We start from the raw sequence: 14,281 nt of genomic DNA, 5'->3' as shown, positions 1-14,281 counted from the left end.
GGCGTTCTGCCTGCGAGAACGTCGGCGCGGGGGGAGGGACCGGATGCACCGGCACCACAACGGCTTGAAGACGGCCGTGCTGTTCGGCGCGATCTGGGCGGTGCTGCTGCTCATCGGCGGCCTGCTCGCCTCGTCGTTCAACGCGCCCGTGATCCTGTTCGTGTTCGTGCTCGTCGGGATCGGCACGTCGGCCTACGGGTACTGGAACTCCGCGACGCTCGCCCTGCGGGCCATGCGCGCGCGCCCGGTCTCGGAAGCCGAGCAGCCCGTGATGCACCGCATCGTCCGGGACCTGTCGACCGCGGCCCGCCAGCCGATGCCGCAGCTGTACGTCTCGCCCACCATGGCGCCCAACGCCTTCGCGACCGGCCGCAACCCCGAGAACGCGGCCGTCTGCTGCACCGAGGGGATCCTGCAGCTGCTCGACGAGCGCGAGCTGCGCGGGGTCCTGGGCCACGAGCTCATGCACGTCTACAACCGCGACATCCTCACCAGCTCGGTCGCGGGCGCGCTCGCGGGCGTCATCACGTCCGTCGCCCAGTTCGGGCTGTTCTTCGGGTCGATGGCCGGCGGCGGCCGCGACGAGGACCGGCCCAACCCGCTGGCGGTGCTGCTGCTGTCGCTGATGGCGCCGTTGGCGGCGACGGTCATCCAGCTCGCCATCTCCCGGACCCGCGAGTACGACGCCGACGAGGACGGCGCGAGGCTGACGGGCGACCCGCTCGCCCTGGCCTCGGCGCTGCGCAAGCTGGAGCTGGGCACCCGCCAGCTGCCGCTGCCGCCCGAGCGCGAGCTGGTGAACTCCAGCCACATGATGATCGCGAACCCGTTCCGCGGGCAGGGGGTGGCGAAGCTGTTCTCCACCCACCCGCCCATGGCCGAGCGCATCGCGCGCCTCGAGGCCCTCGCCGGGTACCGGCGCTAGGCCAGCCGGCCCTCCAGCCAGACCCGGAACAGCGGCACGATCGGCCCGTCGGGCTCCTTGCCCGCGACGTGGTCCGCGCCGTCGACGAGCTGCTCCTCGACGGTGTCGCCGGCCGCGGTGACGGTGTCGACGAAGAACTCGGTCTGGGAGTAGGGGACCACCTCGTCGGCGGTGCCCGCCCCGGCCCACAGCGGGATGCCGTACGGCGCCCGGCGGGAGGGGTCGCCCAGGGCGAACCGGTCGTCCACCTCGGCGGGGGACCCGCCGAACAGGCCCACGACGTTGGCGTCCTCGCCGTAGGCGACCGAGGGGTGCAGCACCCCCGACAGCGAGGCCGCCAGCGCCGGGGTGACCTCCGGGTCGGCCCCGGGCGCGCCGGCCGGCAGCGTGCGCCGGGAGGCGGCCCACATCGCCAGGTGACCGCCGGCGGAGTGCCCCGCGATGCAGACCCGGTCCAGCGGCAGCGAGTGCTGCGCCGCGGCGTCGGCGGCGAGGTCGACCGCGGTGGCGGTGTCGGTGAACGTCGTGGGCCACCCCCCGCCGTCGCCGTACCCGCGGTAGTCGACGTTCAGGACCGGGTACCCGCGGGCGACGAGGTCGCCGACGAGGTCGTTGATGTCGCGGCGGTCGTAGCCCGGTTCCCAGCCGCCCCCGTGCACGACGACGACGAACGCGTCCCGCCGCCCGACCGTGGGCAGCCACAGGTCGCTGACCTGCCGGTAGTGGTCGCCGTAGCGGTAGACGGTCCGCTGCGCGGCGCTCAGGCCGGTGGGCACGAAGGTCGGGTCGGTCTCGGCGTCCGGCGCGCCCGTGGCCGTCGCCGTCGCCGTGGCCGTCGACGTGGCGGTCGGGGTCGGCGTCGCGGTCGTGGCGGCGGGCTCCGGGTCGTCGGTGCCGGAGCAGCCGGCGAGGACGCCGCCGCTCAGCGCCAGCCCCAGGAGCGCGCGGCGGTCCAGGCCGGGCACGTCAGCGGTAGTTCACGAACTGGAGCGCGACGTCGAGGTCGGCGCCCTTGAGCAGCGCGATGACCTCCTGCAGCTCGTCGCGGCTCTTGGAGGTGACGCGCATCTCGTCCCCGGTGATCTGCGTCTTGACGCCCTTGGGGCCCTCGTCGCGGATGATCTTGCCGATCTTCTTCGCGACGTCCTGGGCCAGGCCCTCCTTGAGGGTCGCGGTGAGCCGGTACTCCTTGCCGGACTGCACCGGCTCGGACAGGTCGAGCACCTTGAGCGAGACGCCGCGCTTGACCAGCTTGGTCTGGAGCACGTCGAGGACGGCGTTCACGCGGTCCTCGGAGTTGGCGACCATGACGATCGACTCGCCGCTCCACCTGACGTCGGCGCCGACGCCCTTGAAGTCGTAGCGCTGGGCGATCTCCTTCGCGGCCTGGTTGAGCGCGTTGTCGACCTCCTGGCGGTCGACCTTGCTGACGACGTCGAACGAGGAGTCGCTGGGCACGGTGGGGGTCCTCCTGAGGTGGTTGGGCCGGTGGGCGCCGGGGTCGGTTTTCGCAGACGGCCCCGGGCTTGCTATCGTCTCACCGTCGCCAGCTCGCTGGTGGCACTGGCGGGTTGCCCGAGCGGCCAAAGGGAGCGGATTGTAAATCCGCCGGCGTAGCCTACGTTGGTTCGAATCCATCACCCGCCACGTCGCGAGTCGCGACCCGGTGCTCGTCCTGAGCACCGGGTCGCGGCGTGTAAGGTCATCACAGACCGCGCACGCGGCAGTGCACGACGCAACGCCCCGATAGCTCAGTGGTAGAGCACTTCCTTGGTAAGGAAGAGGTCTCGAGTTCAATCCTCGATCGGGGCTCGCAGCCGGCGGCCTCCGCCGGACGCACGGCGGGGTAGCTCAGTTGGTAGAGCAAGCGGCTCATAATCGCTGTGTCGCCGGTTCAAGTCCGGCCCTCGCTACAGCGCACGACAGCCCCGAGCGGTCGCCCCCAGGGTGGCCGCTCGTCGCACGTTCGGGCGTTGCGCGCTCGTCGCGTACCCTGGAAGGCAGTTCGGCGGCGCACTCGTCCGCCCGCGTTTCACGACACTGAGGAAGAGGCAACCGGCCGTGGCCAAGAGCACCGACGTCCGCCCGAAGATCACGCTGGCTTGCACCGACTGCAAGGAGCGGAACTACATCACCAAGAAGAACCGTCGGAACGACCCCGACCGTCTCGACCTGGCGAAGTTCTGCCCCCGCTGCGGCAAGAAGACCACGCACCGCGAGACCCGCTGACCCTCCGTCGCTCCGAGGGAGGACGCACCGCTGTGACGACCGTCGACGTGGACGAGTCCTTCGCGGGTCGCGTCTACCCCCCGGCCGGGACGACCACGGTGACCGCCGACGCGGTCCGGGCCTTCGCCCGGGCCGTGCGGGCGGCCCACCCCAGCCACCACGACACCGCCGCGGCCCGCGAGCTCGGGTACGCCGACGTCGTCGCCCCGCCCACGTTCGCCGTGACCCTCGCCCAGGCCGCGGAGGCGCAGTTCGTCTCCGACCCCGCCGCCGGGATCGACTTCACCCGCGTCGTGCACGGCGAGGAGCAGTTCACCCACCACCGCCCGATCGTGGCCGGGGACGAGCTGACCGCCGAGGTCCACGTCGACCGCGTCCGCGTCGTCCGCGGCAACGCCATGGTCACCACCCGCACCGAACTCGCCCTCACCGACGGCACGCCCGTGACGACCGTCGCGTCGATGCTCGTCGTGCGGGCCCCGGAGGAAGCGTGAGCGTCGAGGTCGGCACCGAGCTGCCCACCGCCCGGTACGAGCTGTCCCGCGAGGACCTGCGCACCTACGCCGAGGCCTCGGGGGACCGCAACCCCATCCACCTCGACGAGGCCACCGCGCGCTCGGTCGGCCTGCCCGACGTCATCGCCCACGGGATGCTGACCATGGGGCTGGCCGGGACCGTCGTCGCCGACTGGGCGGGCGACCCCAGCCGGGTCCTGTCCTACGGCACGAGGTTCACCGCCCCCGTCGTCGTGCCCGCCGGTGAGAACGCCGTCGTCGACGTCGGCGGCACCGTCGTCGCCCGCGACGACGCGGCCGGCACCGTCGAGGTCGACCTCACCGTCACCAGCGGCGGCACCAAGGTCCTCACCCGCGCGCGAGCGGTCGTCAAGCTCCCGTGACCGCGGCCTCGCCCGCGGCGTCGCGCGCGAGGACCGCCGTCTACGCCGCCTTCACCCTCAACGGCTTCGCCTTCGCCTCCTGGGCCTCGCGCATCCCCTCGGTGCGCGACACCCTCGACCTCAGCGCGGGCCGCCTCAGCCTGCTCCTGCTCGCGCTGTCCCTCGGCTCGGTCCTGGCGATGCCGCTGGCCGGGGCCGTGGTGCTGCGCATCGGCCGCGCCCGCACCGTGCTGGCCGGCGCCGGCGCCGTCGCGGCCGGCATGTCGCTGGCCGCGCTGGCCGTCGACGGGCTGCACAGCCTGCCGCTGGCCGCGATCGGGCTGTTCGTGCAGGGGGCCGGCACGGCCAGCTGGGACGTCGCGATGAACGTCGAGGGCACCGTCGTCGAGCGCCGCCTCGACCGGGCGATCATGTCCCGCTTCCACGCCGGCTACAGCTTCGGCACCGTCGTCGCGGCCGGGCTCGCCGTCCTCCTCGTGCGCGCCGGGCTGCCCACCTGGGTGCAGCTGACCGCCACCGCCGTCCTCGCCCTCGGCGGCGCCGCGGTGCTCGTCCGCTCCTTCCTGCCCGACGCCGCCCCCGAGGAGGACGCCCCGGCGGGCATCTCCCTGCGGCGGGCCTGGGCCGAGCCCCGGACCCTGCTCATCGGGGTCATGGTCCTGGGCATGGCGTTCGTGGAGGGCACCGCGAACGACTGGCTGGCCGAGGGCCTCGTCGACGGCCACGACGTCGCGCACGAGGTCGGGGTCGCCGGGTTCGCCGTCTTCGTCACCGCCATGACCCTGGGGCGCCTCGCGGGGCCCGTCGTCCTGGCCCGGGTGCCGCGGGTCCTCGCGCTGCGGTTGTGCGCCGGGCTGGCCGTGGCCGGGATCCTGCTCTTCGTGCACGCCCCCGGCGTCCCGCTGGCCGTGGTCGGGGCGGCGCTGTGGGGGGTGGGCGCCGCCCTCGGCTTCCCGCTGGGCATGACGGCCGCCGCCGACGAGGAGGTCAACGCCGCCGTCCGCGTCAGCGTCGTGTCCTCCGTCGGCTACGCCGCCTTCCTCGCCGGGCCCCCGCTGCTGGGCTTCCTGGCCGACCGCGTGGGCGTGCTCGACGCGGTGACCGCGGCCGCGGTCCTCGCCGCGCTGTCCCTGGTCGTCGCCGGGTCCGCGGCGCCGCACCGCGACGGGGTGGCCCTCGGTGCGGCGGACCGGTCGCCGGACGGCAAGCTGTCCTCGTGACCTCCCTGGCTGACCTGACCACCCTGCACGTCGGCGGCCCCGCCCGGCACCTCGTCGAGGTCACCACGGAGACCGAGCTCGTCGAGGCCGTCGCCGCCGCCGACGCCGCGGGCGAACCCCTGCTCCTGGTGGCCGGCGGCTCCAACCTGCTCGTCGCCGACGACGGCTTCCCCGGAACCGTCGTGCACGTCGCGACGCGGGGGTTCTCCGTCGCCTCCCAGGACGCCTGCGGCGGCGGGATCGTGACCGTCGCGGCCGGGCACCGCTTCGACGACCTCGTCGCGACGGCCGTCGAGCGCGGCTGGGGCGGGATCGAGGCGCTGTCCGGGATCCCCGGCAGCGTGGGCGCGACGCCGGTGCAGAACGTCGGCGCCTACGGGCAGGAGGTCGCGCAGACCGTCGAGACCGTCCGCACCTTCGATCGCGTGGAGCGGCGGCAGCGGACGTTCGCCGCGGCGGAGCTGGGCTTCGGGTACCGGACGTCGCTGCTGAAGCGGTCGCGCGTCGCCCTCGCCGGGCCGCACGCCGAGAGCCGGTACGTGGTGCTGGACGTGACGTTCCAGTTCCCGATGCGGCCCGCGCCGGTGCGCTACCCCGAGCTGGCCCGGCGCCTGGGCGTGGAGGTGGGGGAGGTGGCCCCGGCCCGCGCGGTGCGCGAGGCCGTCCTGGAGCTGCGCGCCGGCAAGGGCATGGTGTGGGACCCCGCCGACCGCAGCGACCACGACACCTGGAGCGCGGGCTCGTTCTTCACCAACCCGGTCCTGTCCGTCGCCGACGCCGACCGGCTGCCCGCGGACGCACCCCGCTTCCCGGCGGGGGAGGGGCTGGTGAAGACCTCGGCCGCCTGGCTCATCGACCGGGCCGGGTTCGGCAAGGGCTACGGCGCCCCCGGCCCGGCGACGCTGTCGACGAAGCACACGCTGGCGCTGACCAACCGGGGCTCGGCGACGGCCGGGGACCTGCTGGCGCTGGCCCGCACGGTCGCCGACGGCGTGGAGCAGCGGTTCGGCGTGCGGCTGGTCAACGAGCCGGTGCTGGTCGGCGCCTCCCTCTAGGTGCGGCTGCGTCCCACGCTGACCAGCGCCGCGCGGACGACGTCGAGGGCCTGGTCGGGACTGAGCCCGGACGACAGCGCCCGTTCGACGAACCCCTCCGCCGCCCACCGGACGTCCTCCTCGACGGTGACCCCGGCCGTCACCACGGTCCCGGTGCGCCGGCGCGAGGTGACGGTGCCGGCGAGCTCGAGCTCGCGGTAGGCGCGCTGGACGGTGCCGACGGCCAGGCCGAGGTCGGCGGCCAGGGCCCGGGCCGCGGGCAGGCGGTCGCCCTCGCGCAGCGCGCCGGTGGTGACCAGGACGGTGACCTGCTCGCGGATCTGCTCGTAGGCGGGGACGGCGCAGGCCGTGTCGACGAGGACACGCAGCTCGGTCACGACCGCACCGCCGTCCGGCGCAGGCCGCGCGCCGGGATGAGGAGCACGCAGCCCACGACGAGCCCGCCGAGCAGGAGGACGGTCAGCGGGAGGGCGGGGACGAGCGGGCCGAGCACGGCGACCTCCGTGAGGGTAATGGATCAACTCATTGAGTCAATCACACGACGAGGTGTCCCGTCCCCCGGTCCGCGAGGTCGTCACCCGTCCCGGCCAGCCAGTCGTCCACCTCCGCGCACCACCGCCGCTTGAGCTCGGCCGGCGCCCGCGAGGCGCTGATCGACGCCTTCGCCAGCCCGGCCAGCCCGGCGTCGTCGAACCCGTGCTCCTCGCGCGCACTGCGGTACTGCGCCGCCAGGCGGGGCCCGAACAGCAGCGGGTCGTCCGCCCCCAGTGCCACCGTCGCACCCGCGGACACCAGCTGTCGCAACGGGACCCGCCGCAGATCGGGGTACACCCCGAGGGAGACGTTGCTCGTCGGGCACACCTCCAGGGCCACCCCGGCCCGCACGACCCGGTCCAGGACCGCGGGGTCCTCACCGCTGCGCACGCCGTGGCCGAGGCGGTCGGGCCGCAGCGTCGTCAGGGTCGTCTCGACGTGCGCGGGTCCCAGCAGTTCCCCCGAGTGCGGGACGCACGCCAGCCCCGCGGCGCGGGCGATGTCGAAGGCCCCCGCGAACTCGGCCGTGTCCCCGCGTCGCTCGTCGTTGGACAGGCCGAACCCGACGACCGTGCCGGGCCCCTGCCCGGCGTGCCGGGCGGCCAGCCGGGCCAGCGTCCGCGCGTCCAGCGGGTGCCGGACGCGGCTGGCGGCCACGACGACCGCGACGGACGTCCCGGTCAGCGCGGTGGCCTCCCGCGCGGCGTCCAGGACGATCTCCAGCGCGGGGGTGAGGCCGCCGACGTGGACGGCGTAGCTGGTGGGGTCGACCTGCAGCTCCAGCCACCGCGAGCCCTCCGCCGCGTCGTCGGCCGCGGCTTCCAGGACGATCCGGCGCATGTCGTCGGCCGTGCGCACGCACGCCCGGGCCGCGTCGTACAGGCGCTGGAAGCGGAACCAGCCGCGCTCGTCCGGCGAGAGCGTGATCATCGCCTGGGAGCTCAGCGTGGCCGGCAGCCGGACGCCGTGCCGGTCGGCGAGGTCGAGGAGCGTGCTGGGCCGCATCGAGCCCGTGAAGTGCAGGTGCAGGTGGGCCTTCGGCAGGGTCTCGACCGCGCGTGTCACGCTCCGTGAGTCTGCCAGCACGCCGAGTCCGCGTCTCGTCCCGGTCGGAGGCAGTGCTCAGACCGGCGGGGGGAGCAGACCGCGCCGGATCGCGACCGTCACCGCGTGCGTCCGGTCGTCGACCCCCAGCTTGGCGAAGGCGCGCAGCAGGTGCGTCTTGACGGTCGCCTCCCCGATGAACAGCTCCCGGCCGATCTCCGCGTTGGTCGAGCCCCGCGACACCGCCGCCAGGACCTCCAGCTCGCGGGGGGTCAGCGACTCCTGCGCCGGTGCCCGCAACCGGGCCATCAGGCGCGCCGCGACCGGCGGAGCCAGCACCGTCTCCCCGCGCGCGGCCGCCCGGACGGAGTCCGCCAGCTGGGCCAGCGGCGTGTCCTTCAGCAGGTACCCCGTCGCCCCGGCCTCCACGGCGCGGACGATGTCGGCGTCCGTCTCGTACGTCGTCAAAACCAGCACGTGCACCGACGGGTGCTCCCGCCGGATCCGCTCGGTGGCGCTCGCCCCGTCCATCCCCGGCATCCGCAGGTCCATCAGCACGACGTCCGGGAGCAGCCGCGCGACCAGCTCCAGCGCCTGCCGGCCGTCCCCGGCCGACCCCACGACCTCCAGGTCGCCCGCCGTGGCCAGCAGCGCCTCGATGCCCCCGCGCACCACCGGGTGGTCGTCGACCACCACCACCCGCGTCACGACGCCTCCCCGGCCGCGGCCGGGACCGCGATGCGCAGCCGCGTGCCGCTGCCGGGCTCCCCGACCACCTCGAACACCCCACCGGCCTCCTCGACCCGTCGCCGCATCCCCGCCAGGCCGAACCCCGTCGTCGCCTCCACGTCCGCGGCCCGGATGCCGACCCCGTCGTCGCGGACCTCGAGCGTCGCGCGGCCGTCGGCGCTGGTCAGCACGACCTGCGCGCTGCGCGCCCCCGCGTGCTTGCGGACGTTGCCCAGCGCCTCCTGCGCGGCCCGCAGGAGGACCACCTGCTGCGCCTTCGGCAGGTCCAGCGGGTCGTGGTCGGCCAGGACCACCTGCACCTGCACCCCGCTCTCCCGGGAGACCCGCTCGGCCAGCCGGTGCAGGGCCTCGCCCAGGGTGCCCGCGTCCTCCAGCCCCACCGGGCTCATCGCCGCCACCAGGGTCCGCGCCTCGGCCAGCCCGGCGCGCGCGGCCTCCTCGATGACCTCCAGCCGGCGCCGGGTGGCCTCGTCGGTGGCCGACGCCGCCGCCGACTGCGCCAGCAGCACGATGCCGGTGAACCCCTGCGCCAGGGTGTCGTGGATGTCGCCGGCCCACCGCGCCCGCTCGGCCGCCACCCCCGACTCGTGGTGCGCCGCAGCCAGTTCGGCGCGGGTGCTCTCGAGCTCGCCGATGAGCTCGGCCCGCACCTCGCTCTGCTCGACGACCTGGGAGATCCAGAACCCGAGCGCGCAGGTGAAGGCCACCGAGACGAGCATCGAGACGGCCACGTCCGCCGTCCGGGCCGCGTCGCCGTGGGCCAGGCCCATGCCGACGAGCCCCGCCGCGGCGGTGGCGACCGTCCAGGCCGTCCCCTCCCGGCGGGTGCGGGTGAACACCCACGTCTGCGGGAACGCGATGAAGAGCAGGAAGTTCAGCCGCGGCTCGCCGACGAGGGCGAGGGTCAGCCCCGGCACGAGCACGGCGAGGTAGGCCCGGGGGCGCCAGCCCCGGCCGGGCACCGCCGGGACGGCCAGCCCCGCGTAGGCCGTCGTCACCGCCAGCAGCGCGAGCGCCGCCCACCCCCGCCCGGGCGACTCGGACACCAGGAGCAGCGCCGCGGCGATGACCACGAACAGGGCGAAGGCCGCGTGCCAGCCGGGGACGCTGCGCACCCACCAGGAGCGGGTGTGCGCGGCGGCACCGGGCGACCAGCGCTCGCGGGGTGTCGACACGTCCCCCATGGTGCCGCCTGGCCGGACCCGGTGGCCCGGCCCGGACGTCCCCGCGGCGCGCGGCGGTCACGTCGGGGCGGGGGAGCGGGCACCCGACGAGCCTGCTGGCCCCCGGCCCCGCCCCGGCACCACCACCCGCCCGGTGCGGGGGTCCACCGCGCGGCGTACGCGCTACTCCACCTCGGCCAGCAGGCGCTGGACGCGCTCGACGCCCGTGACGAGGTCGTCGTCGGCCAGGGCGTAGGACAGCCGCAGGAAACCGCTGGGGCCGAAGGCCTCGCCCGGGACCACGGCGACCTCGGCCTCGGTGAGGATCAGCTCGGCCAGCGTCGCCGAGGAGTCGATCCGGCGCCCGCGCAGCGACCGGCCGACGAGCCCCTCGACGCTGGGGTAGGCGTAGAAGGCGCCCTGCGGCAGCGGGCACGACACGCCCTCGATCGCGTCCAGCATCGAGACCATCGTGCGGCGGCGCCGGTCGAAGGCCTCGCGCATCGCCGCCACCGCCGTGAGGTCGCCGGTCAGCGCCTGCAGCGCGGCGCGCTGGGAGACGTTCGCGACGTTGGACGTCAGGTGCGACTGCAGGTTCGCCGCGCCCTTCACCACGTCGGCCGGGGCGATCATCCAGCCGACCCGCCACCCGGTCATCGCGTACGTCTTGGCGACCCCGTTGAGGACGATGGTGGTGTCGGCGAGCTCGGGCACCTCCACGGCGATGGAGGCGGCGCGCACGCCGTCGTAGACGAGGTGCTCGTAGATCTCGTCGGTGACGACCCAGATCCCGTGCTCCAGCGCCCACCGCCCGACGGCCCGGACCTCCTCGGGGGAGTAGACGGCGCCGGTGGGGTTGGAGGGGGAGTTGAACAGCAGGGCCTTGGTCCGCGGGGTGCGGGCGGCCTCGAGCTGCTCGACGGTCACCTTGTAGCCCTGCTCCAGCCCGGCGAACACCTCCACGGCCACCCCGCCGGCGAGGCGGGCCGCCTCGGGGTAGGTGGTCCAGAACGGCGCCGGCAGCAGCAGCTCGTCGCCCGGGTCGAGGATCGCGGCGAACGCCTCGTAGACGGCCTGCTTGCCGCCGTTGGTGACCAGCACCTGGCCGGGGGAGACCTCGTACCCGCTGTCGCGCAGCGTCTTGGCCGCGATGGCCTCCTTGAGGGCGGGCAGCCCGCCGGCGGGGGTGTACCGGTGGTTGGCGGGGTCCTGGCAGGCGGCGACGGCGGCGTCGACGACGGCCTGCGGCGTCGGGAAGTCCGGCTCGCCCGCGCCGAACCCGATGACCGGCCGGCCCGCGGCCTTCAGGGCCTTGGCCTTGGCGTCCACCGCGAGCGTCGCGGACTCGGCGATCCCGGCGACCCGGGCGGAGACGCGGGGGCGGGCGGCGGGCGGGGGACTCGTCTGAGCGGTCACGAAGGTCATCCTTCCACCCCCTGCGGTGGACTGGTTCGACTCCCGGGCCCCGCGTCACCTATGGTGGTCGCGGCGGTCCCCGTACCGTCATGCGTGAAAACGGTGGTGAGGCGCGTCCCGGCGTCGCGGATCCGCCGAAGGGCAGTGGCGCAATTGGTAGCGCACCGGTCTCCAAAACCGGCGGTTGTGGGTTCGAGTCCCTCCTGCCCTGCGAGCACCACCGCGTGCCGGGTCTCCCGGCCGCGTCCGCAGAAGGCGAGCACACGGAAGCGGGGCAGCCCGAGGTGAGCCAGACGACGAAGGCCACGGCGGAGCCCGCCGAGGCCAAGAAGCGCACGGGGCTGCTCCTGTTCCTGCGCCAGGTCGTCGAGGAGCTGCGCAAGGTCGTCTGGCCGAGCCGCCGCGACCTGCTCAGCTACACCGGCGTGGTCCTGGTGTTCGTCGTGGTGATGATGCTCTTCGTCTCCTTGCTGGACTACGGCATCGGCAAGCTCATCCTGCTGGTGTTCGGGTCCTGACGAGCGTCGGTGCGCACCTGCCGGGTGCGCGCGAGTCCCGTATCCCGAAGGAAGCAGGTCAGCACGTGTCGGAGCAGTGGGGTCCCTCGGACGACGACAAGTCGGACGAGCAGTTCGACGCGACCCAGTCCTACGACGCCGAGGACGTCCGCGCCGACGTCGAGGCGGACGCCGAGGCTGCCGACGAGCAGGCTGCTGACACCGCCGACGTGCCCGTCGGCGAGGCGCTGGACGCCCCCGAGGTCGGGTTCGAGGGCGACGAGAGCGACGGGGCCGGTGACCTGCCGGTCGCCGGGGCCGACGACGCCGGGGCCGACGACGTCACGGCCGACGTCCCCGAGGCCGGTGCCTCCGCGGCCGCGGACGAGGCGCTCGACCCCGGTGAGGGCGACCTCGACGAGGCCGAGGAGTTCCGCAAGAAGCTGCGCCGCGCTCCCGGTGAGTGGTTCGTCATCCACTCCTACGCCGGGTACGAGAACCGCGTGAAGACGAACCTCGAGACCCGCATGACCTCCCTCAACATGGAGGACTACATCTTCCAGGTCGAGGTGCCCATGGAGGAGGTCGTCGAGGTCAAGAACGGTCAGCGCAAGAACGTCCGCCGCGTCCGCATCCCCGGGTACGTCCTCGTCCGCATGGAGCTGACCGACGAGTCGTGGGGCGCCGTCCGGCACACCCCGGGCGTCACCGGCTTCGTGGGCAACACCCACCAGCCCGTGCCCCTGTCGCAGGACGAAATCTTCTCGATGCTGGCCCCGACCCTGACCCCCAAGCCGCAGGCCGGCGAGAAGGCCGCGGCCGGCGGCGGCACCACGACCGCGGCCCCGGCGCGGGTCGTGGACTTCGAGGTCGGCGAGTCGGTCACGGTCATGGAGGGCCCCTTCGAGACGCTCCCCGCGACGATCTCGGAGATCTCCGCGGACCGCCAGAAGCTCACGGTGCTGGTCTCGATCTTCGGTCGCGAGACCCCGGTCGAGCTGAACTTCAACCAGGTCGCCAAGATCTGAGGTCCACGCCGTCCCGCCGAGCCCCCCGACCCGTGATGGGTCGGGGGGCTCGGCGCGTCCCGGGCACCGTCCGTGTCGGCGCTGCTCCGAGCACCCCGTAGACTGGACGACGGCCTCCAACCACTCGTCGCCCGATCCGCGGGCACCGAAGGGCCGTTCACGCACCCGAGGAAGGGATCGCTCATGCCCCCCAAGAAGAAGGTCGCCGGGCTCATCAAGCTCCAGATCAAGGCCGGCCAGGCGACGCCCGCCCCGCCGATCGGCCCCGCGCTCGGTCAGCACGGCGTGAACATCATGGAGTTCTGCAAGGCGTACAACGCCCAGACCGAGGCCCAGCGCGGCAACGTCATCCCGGTCGAGATCACGGTCTACGAGGACCGCTCCTTCACCTTCATCACCAAGACCCCGCCGGCCGCTGAGCTGATCAAGAAGGCCGCGGGCGTGGAGAAGGGCTCCGGCGAGCCCCACGTGAAGAAGGTCGCCAACCTGACCAGCGCCCAGGTGCGCGAGATCGCGGAGCAGAAGCTCCAGGACCTCAACGCCAAGGACGTCGACATGGCCGCCCGCATCATCGCCGGCACCGCCCGTTCCATGGGCATCACCGTCTCCGACTGAGCACCCGCTCGGCCGGTCGACCCAGTGGCAGGGCCCGCGCGGCCCGTCCGACCACGAACTCCAACCCTGAGGAGCTGAAGTGAAGCGCAGCAAGGCCTACCGCGCAGCCGTCGAGAAGATCGACTCCGACGAGCTGTACGCCCCGCTGGACGCCGTCAAGCTGGCCCGCGAGACGTCGACCGTGAAGTACGACGCGACCGTCGAGGTCGCGTTCCGCCTCGGCGTCGACCCCCGCAAGGCCGACCAGATGGTCCGCGGCACCGTCAACCTGCCGCACGGCACCGGCAAGACCGCCCGCGTGCTGGTCTTCGCCGTCGGTGACCGCGCCGCGCAGGCCGAGGCCGCCGGCGCCGACATCGTCGGTGGCGACGAGCTCATCGACGAGGTGGCCAAGGGCCGCCTCGACTTCGACGCCGCCGTCGCCACGCCCGACCTCATGGGCAAGGTCGGTCGTCTGGGCAAGGTGCTCGGCCCCCGCGGCCTGATGCCGAACCCGAAGACCGGCACCGTGACCATGGACGTCGCCAAGGCCGTGTCGGAGATCAAGGGCGGGAAGATCGAGTTCCGCACCGACAAGCACGCCAACCTGCACTTCATCATCGGCAAGGCGTCCTTCGACGACACCCAGCTCGTCGAGAACTACGCCGCCGCCCTCGACGAGGTGCTGCGCCTGAAGCCGTCGTCCTCCAAGGGTCGCTACCTGAAGAAGGCCACGATCACCACGACGATGGGCCCGGGCATCCCGGTGGACCCCGCCCTCACCCGCAACCTGACGGGCGAGGCCACCACCGCCTGATCCTGAGGCGAACCACCCGCGAGGGCGGGTCCCGGCCGGGTACCCCCCTCGCGGCCTCGCCCGGCCCCCCGACCCGCCTCGAGCGATCAACCCCAGACCGCCAGTAACCCA

Annotated in this window: 17 protein-coding genes and 4 tRNA genes; 14 read left to right on the top strand and 7 right to left on the bottom strand. The window is 74.0% G+C overall.

All coding sequences use genetic code 11. The features are described 5' to 3' along the window. The first annotated feature begins 43 nt into the window (after window positions 1-43). Window positions 44-925 (top strand): zinc metalloprotease HtpX, encoded by an 882-nt coding sequence (gene htpX, locus ACRYRX_RS02745; protein WP_432510272.1) that lies wholly within the window; start codon window positions 44-46, stop codon window positions 923-925. Here htpX and ACRYRX_RS02740 read toward each other — a convergent pair. Beyond that, window positions 922-1,890: an alpha/beta hydrolase family protein gene (locus ACRYRX_RS02740; protein WP_432510271.1), complete on the bottom strand. Its 969-nt coding sequence runs from the start codon at window positions 1,888-1,890 to the stop codon at window positions 922-924. The two genes, htpX and ACRYRX_RS02740, sit on opposite strands and share 4 nt — an antisense overlap. 1 nt (window position 1,891) lies before the next feature. Next, window positions 1,892-2,383, bottom strand: coding sequence for a YajQ family cyclic di-GMP-binding protein (locus tag ACRYRX_RS02735; RefSeq protein WP_432510270.1), 492 nt, complete (start codon window positions 2,381-2,383; stop codon window positions 1,892-1,894). Window positions 2,384-2,490: 107 nt separating this feature from the next. Here ACRYRX_RS02735 and ACRYRX_RS02730 point away from each other — a divergent pair. From ACRYRX_RS02730 to ACRYRX_RS02695, 8 genes are all read left to right on the top strand, one after another. After that, a tRNA-Tyr gene (locus tag ACRYRX_RS02730) sits at window positions 2,491-2,572 on the top strand. A 93-nt stretch (window positions 2,573-2,665) separates the two neighbouring features. Then, a tRNA-Thr gene (locus tag ACRYRX_RS02725) sits at window positions 2,666-2,737 on the top strand. Between the two features lie 28 nt (window positions 2,738-2,765). Beyond that, a tRNA-Met gene (locus ACRYRX_RS02720) sits at window positions 2,766-2,838 on the top strand. Window positions 2,839-2,986: 148 nt separating this feature from the next. Continuing rightward, window positions 2,987-3,154 carry a 50S ribosomal protein L33 gene (rpmG, locus tag ACRYRX_RS02715; protein ID WP_432510269.1) on the top strand — a complete coding sequence of 56 codons (168 nt, stop codon included), beginning with the start codon at window positions 2,987-2,989 and terminating at the stop codon, window positions 3,152-3,154. A 32-nt stretch (window positions 3,155-3,186) separates the two neighbouring features. Further along, window positions 3,187-3,648, top strand: coding sequence for an FAS1-like dehydratase domain-containing protein (locus tag ACRYRX_RS02710; RefSeq protein ID WP_432510268.1), 462 nt, complete (start codon window positions 3,187-3,189; stop codon window positions 3,646-3,648). Continuing rightward, complete coding sequence (locus tag ACRYRX_RS02705; protein WP_432510267.1) at window positions 3,645-4,052, top strand: MaoC/PaaZ C-terminal domain-containing protein; 408 nt, start codon at window positions 3,645-3,647, stop codon at window positions 4,050-4,052. Before ACRYRX_RS02710 ends, ACRYRX_RS02705 begins: the two co-directional genes overlap by 4 nt. Beyond that, window positions 4,049-5,272 carry an MFS transporter gene (locus tag ACRYRX_RS02700; RefSeq protein ID WP_432510266.1) on the top strand — a complete coding sequence of 408 codons (1,224 nt, stop codon included), beginning with the start codon at window positions 4,049-4,051 and terminating at the stop codon, window positions 5,270-5,272. Before ACRYRX_RS02705 ends, ACRYRX_RS02700 begins: the two co-directional genes overlap by 4 nt. Further along, window positions 5,269-6,327 (top strand): UDP-N-acetylmuramate dehydrogenase, encoded by a 1,059-nt coding sequence (locus tag ACRYRX_RS02695; RefSeq protein ID WP_432510265.1) that lies wholly within the window; start codon window positions 5,269-5,271, stop codon window positions 6,325-6,327. The genes ACRYRX_RS02700 and ACRYRX_RS02695 overlap by 4 nt, the downstream gene beginning before the upstream one ends. Here the strand turns inward: ACRYRX_RS02695 and ACRYRX_RS02690 are convergent. The 5 genes from ACRYRX_RS02690 to ACRYRX_RS02670 all read right to left on the bottom strand — a co-directional run bounded on the left by ACRYRX_RS02690 (window position 6,324) and on the right by ACRYRX_RS02670 (window position 11,243). Then, on the bottom strand, window positions 6,324-6,704 hold the full coding sequence (locus tag ACRYRX_RS02690; protein WP_432510264.1) for a GntR family transcriptional regulator: 381 nt from the start codon (window positions 6,702-6,704) through the stop codon (window positions 6,324-6,326). The two genes, ACRYRX_RS02695 and ACRYRX_RS02690, sit on opposite strands and share 4 nt — an antisense overlap. A gap of 157 nt (window positions 6,705-6,861) precedes the next feature. Further along, window positions 6,862-7,926: an adenosine deaminase gene (locus tag ACRYRX_RS02685; RefSeq protein ID WP_432510263.1), complete on the bottom strand. Its 1,065-nt coding sequence runs from the start codon at window positions 7,924-7,926 to the stop codon at window positions 6,862-6,864. A gap of 57 nt (window positions 7,927-7,983) precedes the next feature. Further along, window positions 7,984-8,613, bottom strand: coding sequence for a response regulator (locus tag ACRYRX_RS02680; RefSeq protein ID WP_432510262.1), 630 nt, complete (start codon window positions 8,611-8,613; stop codon window positions 7,984-7,986). Next, entirely contained in the window at window positions 8,610-9,830 is a 1,221-nt protein-coding gene (locus ACRYRX_RS02675; RefSeq protein ID WP_432510261.1) for a sensor histidine kinase, read from the bottom strand. The genes ACRYRX_RS02680 and ACRYRX_RS02675 overlap by 4 nt, the downstream gene beginning before the upstream one ends. A gap of 171 nt (window positions 9,831-10,001) precedes the next feature. Beyond that, on the bottom strand, window positions 10,002-11,243 hold the full coding sequence (locus ACRYRX_RS02670; RefSeq protein ID WP_432510260.1) for a pyridoxal phosphate-dependent aminotransferase: 1,242 nt from the start codon (window positions 11,241-11,243) through the stop codon (window positions 10,002-10,004). A gap of 129 nt (window positions 11,244-11,372) precedes the next feature. Here ACRYRX_RS02670 and ACRYRX_RS02665 point away from each other — a divergent pair. From ACRYRX_RS02665 to rplA, 5 genes are all read left to right on the top strand, one after another. Further along, window positions 11,373-11,445: transfer RNA gene (locus ACRYRX_RS02665), tRNA-Trp, on the top strand. A gap of 73 nt (window positions 11,446-11,518) precedes the next feature. Next, window positions 11,519-11,752, top strand: a complete 234-nt coding sequence (gene secE / locus ACRYRX_RS02660) for a preprotein translocase subunit SecE (RefSeq protein ID WP_432510259.1) — start codon at window positions 11,519-11,521, stop codon at window positions 11,750-11,752. Between the two features lie 65 nt (window positions 11,753-11,817). After that, the gene (gene nusG, locus ACRYRX_RS02655) at window positions 11,818-12,759 is read left to right on the top strand and encodes a transcription termination/antitermination protein NusG (protein WP_432510258.1); all 942 of its coding nucleotides are present in this window, start codon (window positions 11,818-11,820) and stop codon (window positions 12,757-12,759) included. 183 nt (window positions 12,760-12,942) lie between these two features. After that, on the top strand, window positions 12,943-13,374 hold the full coding sequence (rplK, locus tag ACRYRX_RS02650) for a 50S ribosomal protein L11 (RefSeq protein ID WP_432510257.1): 432 nt from the start codon (window positions 12,943-12,945) through the stop codon (window positions 13,372-13,374). A 79-nt stretch (window positions 13,375-13,453) separates the two neighbouring features. Beyond that, window positions 13,454-14,170 (top strand): 50S ribosomal protein L1, encoded by a 717-nt coding sequence (gene rplA / locus ACRYRX_RS02645; protein ID WP_432510256.1) that lies wholly within the window; start codon window positions 13,454-13,456, stop codon window positions 14,168-14,170. Window positions 14,171-14,281 lie beyond the last annotated feature (111 nt).

Source organism: Kineococcus lubricus, from assembly GCF_050871965.1.
In the GTDB taxonomy this organism is placed as follows: domain Bacteria; phylum Actinomycetota; class Actinomycetes; order Actinomycetales; family Kineococcaceae; genus Kineococcus.
Note: the sequence above shows the minus strand (reverse complement) of the source record. Positions and strands in the feature narration are given on the sequence as shown.

Coding starts and splice junctions, on each gene's coding strand:
- htpX (WP_432510272.1), top strand. CDS start 44: ATGCACCGGCACCACAACGGCTTGAAGACGGCCGTGCTGTTCGGCGCG.
- ACRYRX_RS02670 (WP_432510260.1), bottom strand. CDS start 11,243: ATGACCTTCGTGACCGCTCAGACGAGTCCCCCGCCCGCCGCCCGCCCC.
- rplK (WP_432510257.1), top strand. CDS start 12,943: ATGCCCCCCAAGAAGAAGGTCGCCGGGCTCATCAAGCTCCAGATCAAG.